This is a genomic window from Clostridium sp. AM29-11AC, from assembly GCF_003480545.1.
Classification (GTDB): Bacteria; Bacillota; Clostridia; order Lachnospirales; family Lachnospiraceae; genus Otoolea; species Otoolea saccharolyticum_A.
The window spans coordinates 1-4,710 of record NZ_QUJI01000045.1 but is presented as its reverse complement, the minus strand read 5'-3'; the positions used below and the strand labels follow the sequence as shown (position 1 = coordinate 4,710).

Sequence of the window (4,710 nt, the reverse complement as noted above, 5' to 3'; positions counted from 1 at the left end):
AACTTAGCTTGGCTAATTTTTAAACCGTTTTACTGTTCTTTAGGTTTTGTTCTGAATGTTCTCTCGAACCTCAAGGCTTAACCATAAGCCTGTTGTTCTTAGAATTTTCAGGGTTTTACATACTGTTCAGTTTTCAAGGTTCTGATACTCTCAGTCGCTTTCACTTCCTTTGAGCATCCAGCGCAGAAGGAGGGATTTGAACCCTCGCGCCGCTACTAACGACCTACTCCCTTTCCAGGGGAGCCCCTTCAGCCACTTGGGTACTTCTGCTGATGACACTTTCTATATGAAATTTGTCTATCAAGAGCGGAGAGAGTGGGATTCGAACCCACGCGCCCTTGCGGACAAACGGTTTTCAAGACCGCCTCGTTATGACCACTTCGATATCTCTCCAAACGTGCTCAGCTATTATATCACGCTGTTTTTCGTTTGTCAAGAATTTTTTCATCTTTTTTGAAGTTTTTTCTTTTTCAAAAACTTCATCTCCATGAAACTTTCTCGACGCAGCCCCTCACTTTTCTCAGTGTTTTCAAGGCTTTCTGCTGTCGCTCTCAGCGGCAACGAAAGGTATTCTATCATCATTGCCGCCATAAGTCAACACTTTTTTTCAATTTTTTTATATTTTTTCTTTTAAATGCCAAACTGCCTTATTTTACAGGGTTTTTTCTCCGTTTCTATCCTGATTCCTCTTCAAAATAGCCTCTGCCACTGCCATATCTTCCGGAGTTGTCACCTTGATATTTTCATAGGATCCCTCTGTCAGCCGGATCGGCTCTCCTGTCATACGCTCTACCACCATCGCATCATCTGTGATGCCCTGCTGCAGCGCTTCACTTTCCATCATGGCCTTATAGGCTCTGCAGATCAGTTCCCTTCTGAAGGCCTGAGGTGTCTGGACGGTCCACACCAGGGAGCGATCCGGCGTAGTCGCAGCAAATCCCCCCTCGTCTGCTATTTTCACAGTGTCCTTTGAGGGCATTCCGGCAACGCAGGCGCCGTACTTTTCTGCGTCTGCTATGGTTCTCTCGATGATCCCCCGATCCACAAACGGACGGGCGCCGTCATGGATCAGAACCAGGGAGGCTTCATCAGACAGACAGTTCAGTCCTCTGAATACAGAGTGGTAGCGCTCTGCCCCGCCCGCCGTCACTTCCTTTACCTTCTGAAAGCCGTATTTCTCCACGATTTCCCTTCTGCAAAAATCGATCTGTCTCTCCCCTGTCACAAGAACAACCTCGTCTACAGGGCTCTCCTCAAACGCTCTCAGGCTGTAGTAGAGCACAGGATAGCCTCCCAGATCCAGAAACTGCTTCTGTACCTTTGTTCCCATCCGCTTCCCGCTTCCGGCCGCAAGCACAATGGCCGAGATCAGGCCTGTTCTGCCTTCCCGCTCCTTCTTCCCTGAGCTTATCTCCTTTTCCTTCATAGCCTTCCTCTGCTCTCCTCCCTTCCGTTCTCTCCCCCTGTCAGAAAACCGTCTTTTACCGTTCTCCCAGCTTTAAATTCGGCACCGCATTCAGATCCCAGCCTGAGCGGGCGCCGCCTATATACTCATAGTAGGCCGCCACTCCAATCATTGCCGCATTGTCTGTGCAGAAAATCGGCGATGGGTGGTAGAAGCGAATTCCTTCTTTTTCACAGGCCGCCTGCATCCCCTCTCTCAGCGCAGAGTTGGAGGCCACTCCGCCCGCGATCGCCAGCTTGTCATATCCATACTCTTTTGCAGCCATGACAGCCCTAGAAACCAGCACCTCCACCACTGCATTCTGGAAGGATGCCGCCAGGTCGGGAACGCAGATCGTCTCCCCCTTCATCTGAGCGTGATTAATATAATTTAATACAGCCGATTTCAGGCCGCTGAAGCTGAAGTCGTAAGGATTGTCCCCGACCTTCGCCCGCGGAAACTCGATAGCATGGGGATTTCCCTCCCTGGCTGCTTTGTCCACCTTAGGTCCTCCCGGATAGCCCAGTCCCACAGCTCTCGCCACCTTGTCAAAGGCCTCTCCCGCTGCGTCATCCCTGGTATGACCGATAATTTCAAATTTTCCGTAATCCTTTACCACTACCAGATGGGTATGGCCCCCTGACACGATCAGGCAGATAAACGGCGGCTCCAGATCGGGATTCTCAATAAAATTGGCCGATACATGGCCCTCGATGTGATGTACGCCCACCAATGGCTTTTTGGCAGCGTAGGCTAATGCCTTTGCCTCCGCCACGCCCACCAGAAGGGCGCCCACCAGTCCCGGACCATAGGTGACGGCCACAGCCGTAATATCCTCCAGCGTCACCTTCGCCTCTGTAAGCGCGCTCTCAATTACCTGGTTAATTTTCTCAATATGCTTTCTCGACGCGATCTCAGGCACAACGCCTCCATACAGCGTGTGAAGGTCAATCTGAGAAGAAATCACATTGGAAAGCACCTCTCTTCCATTCCTGACAACCGAGGCCGCCGTCTCATCACAGGAGCTCTCGATTGCGAGGATCAGAACATCCTCGTCTGTCGTATGCTTTTTCATTCTTATCTATTCTCCTTTTCCCTTTAAGCCCTTAAGGAGCTTCCTTCCTCTCTGTTTTCCGTCCTGCCGGCGTCTACTCCTCATCGTCAAAGCCAAGCTCCACGCTCCATCCATCCCTGGCAGTCTTTGCCCGCGGGAATATAGCCCTGGCCTTGTCTGCATAGTCGTCAGGGCGCGTCAGAGACGGGCTGTAATGTGTCAGCCACATTTCCCTGGGCTGGGCCTCCCTGGCCAGTCCTGCTGCCTCCTGAAAGGTCATGTGCTTATACTCCCTGGCCTTGGCCTCCTTGCCGTCCTCCCCGTACATTCCCTCACAGATAAACAGATCGGCATCCTTCGCATACTCGGCAATCACCGGTACGGGCCTTGTGTCTGTGCAGTAGGTCACCTTGATCCCCCGCCTTTTCGGCCCCAGAACCATCTCAGGCGTGAAAATCCTCCCTTCGTCCTCTATGGTCTCCCCCTTCTGAAGACGGCTCCAGAATTTCTGAGGAATCTCCTGGGCTCTGGCCCGCTCCACGTCAAATTTTCCCTTTCTCGGTATGGAAACAGCATAGCCATAGCAGATGACATTGTGCTGGACGCGGTAGGCGTCGATCACGTAGGGCCCGATAGAAAACTGCTCTCTCGGCTCTGACAGCTCGATAAAGCGAAGCTCAAACGGCAGCTCCGGCGCAATCATGCGGAGAGCTCCCACCACCCGCTCCAGGCCCTTTGGGCCGATTACAGTCACCGGCTCCGTCCTCTCGGCATTTCCCATAGTGAGCAAAAGCCCCGGCAGACCGCTGATGTGATCTGCATGGTAATGGGTAAAACAGATGATATCAATGGGTTTGGGACTCCATCCCTTCTCCTTAAGCGCCACCTGCGTCCCTTCCCCGCAGTCGATCAGCAGATTGCTACCGTCACACCGCGTCATCATGGAGGTGAGCCACCGGTATGGAAGCGGCATCATCCCCCCTGTTCCCAACAGACAAACATCTAACATATTCTATATTTCCTCTCTGCAAACTTTTTGTTCAGTATGATTTTACAGGCCCCTGTGCCGGAACCTGTAAAATCATACCACAAATGCTTTCCCTTTCGCAAGTTTATCCGGAAGGCCCTGCAGTTTACTGAAATTCCTTCCTCAGAATCTCCTTCGGCATCTCTATCTCGCCTGCAATCGTATGCTCTGTGAGCTCAGAGAGGAGCTTAATCTTTTTATTTAACAGAGGTCTCATACAGTTTGGCACATGCTCCTGGTGGGCCCTGTGTATGGCAACACATTCCTTGCAGTTTCCATGATAGCGGCAGGCCTTTTTGCAGGGGCAGTGATCCTTGTCCTTATACTCCTCCCTGAAGGCTGACGCAAACTCCTCCTGCAGCCTTAACCCCTCGGCCCGGTTTCCCTTGTGAAACTCCTCCATCGCAGCAATTTCCTTTGGATTGTTCTCAATCGTCACTGGCTGTCCCTCCTGTTTTTTCCGTGTGTATGTCTCACAGACCTGCCTTCCTGCGCCCCGACAAATGCCTGGCGGGGGCCGGTCTGTTCGCCTGTCCAGCGCTTAAGACTGGCTCTGCCTATCTATCATAACACGCCTGCAGCCGTTTTTCCATTTCCATTTCCATTTCTTTTACCCATACAGAAAACGCAGAAAGGCTGCGTCAAACCTTCGCCTCCTGAGCCTTCGCTCTTCTGACAGCCGGATACGGCAGTCTGCCGGAGGTTCTGTTGCCACAGCCTTTTTAGATTATTTTCGATTTTCAAATTTTGGAGGCTCCATTTGCGCCAAACGCCTGAAATTCTACAGCAGTTCTGTCTGTTCCTCCACCTCAACGGGGATCCTGAACTGGTTCACCAACTCGTCGTAGCACTCTTCACACAGATCAAAGCTGTGCCGCTCACCGTCCTTTTCCGAAAAATAGTCCCACGCGATTTCAAACCGCGCTCCGCCCTCCCGCATGATTCCATCCTTCACCATTAATCGTTTTCCGCACCAGTTGCAGTGCACCGATTCCAGCTCCCTGTCCTTTTTGTACTTTCTCATTTTCCCTCTCACCTTTCTTCTGTGCAAATATCAGCCCCTTCCCCTGAGATAAAAAAGAATCCTGCGGGGCAGGATTCTCCGCCTGCGGCGGTTCGCAAAAGTGACATTTTCCTCGTATTATATAGTAGTAGTGTTTATAGACCCTCTCCAAGGTCTGTATG

At 51.5% G+C, this 4,710-nt stretch carries 5 protein-coding genes and 2 tRNA genes; all 7 read right to left on the bottom strand.

Features of this window, described 5'->3' with window-relative positions; all coding sequences use genetic code 11:
- Window positions 1-181: 181 nt before the first annotated feature.
- Window positions 182-270 (bottom strand) — tRNA-Ser (locus DW757_RS16960).
- Window positions 271-307: 37 nt separating this feature from the next.
- Window positions 308-393 (bottom strand) — tRNA-Ser (locus DW757_RS16955).
- Window positions 394-652: 259 nt separating this feature from the next.
- Window positions 653-1,426 carry a 2-C-methyl-D-erythritol 4-phosphate cytidylyltransferase gene (gene ispD, locus DW757_RS16950; protein WP_118752313.1) on the bottom strand — a complete coding sequence of 258 codons (774 nt, stop codon included), beginning with the start codon at window positions 1,424-1,426 and terminating at the stop codon, window positions 653-655.
- Between the two features lie 55 nt (window positions 1,427-1,481).
- A complete protein-coding gene (gene tsaD, locus DW757_RS16945) occupies window positions 1,482-2,519 on the bottom strand; it encodes a tRNA (adenosine(37)-N6)-threonylcarbamoyltransferase complex transferase subunit TsaD (RefSeq protein WP_118752312.1) in 1,038 nt (345 codons plus the stop codon).
- A 73-nt stretch (window positions 2,520-2,592) separates the two neighbouring features.
- The gene (locus DW757_RS16940) at window positions 2,593-3,507 is read right to left on the bottom strand and encodes a ribonuclease Z (RefSeq protein ID WP_118752311.1); all 915 of its coding nucleotides are present in this window, start codon (window positions 3,505-3,507) and stop codon (window positions 2,593-2,595) included.
- A 124-nt stretch (window positions 3,508-3,631) separates the two neighbouring features.
- Entirely contained in the window at window positions 3,632-3,964 is a 333-nt protein-coding gene (locus DW757_RS16935) for a hypothetical protein (RefSeq protein ID WP_008398868.1), read from the bottom strand.
- A 342-nt stretch (window positions 3,965-4,306) separates the two neighbouring features.
- Window positions 4,307-4,549, bottom strand: a complete 243-nt coding sequence (locus DW757_RS16930) for a hypothetical protein (RefSeq protein WP_008398870.1) — start codon at window positions 4,547-4,549, stop codon at window positions 4,307-4,309.
- Window positions 4,550-4,710 lie beyond the last annotated feature (161 nt).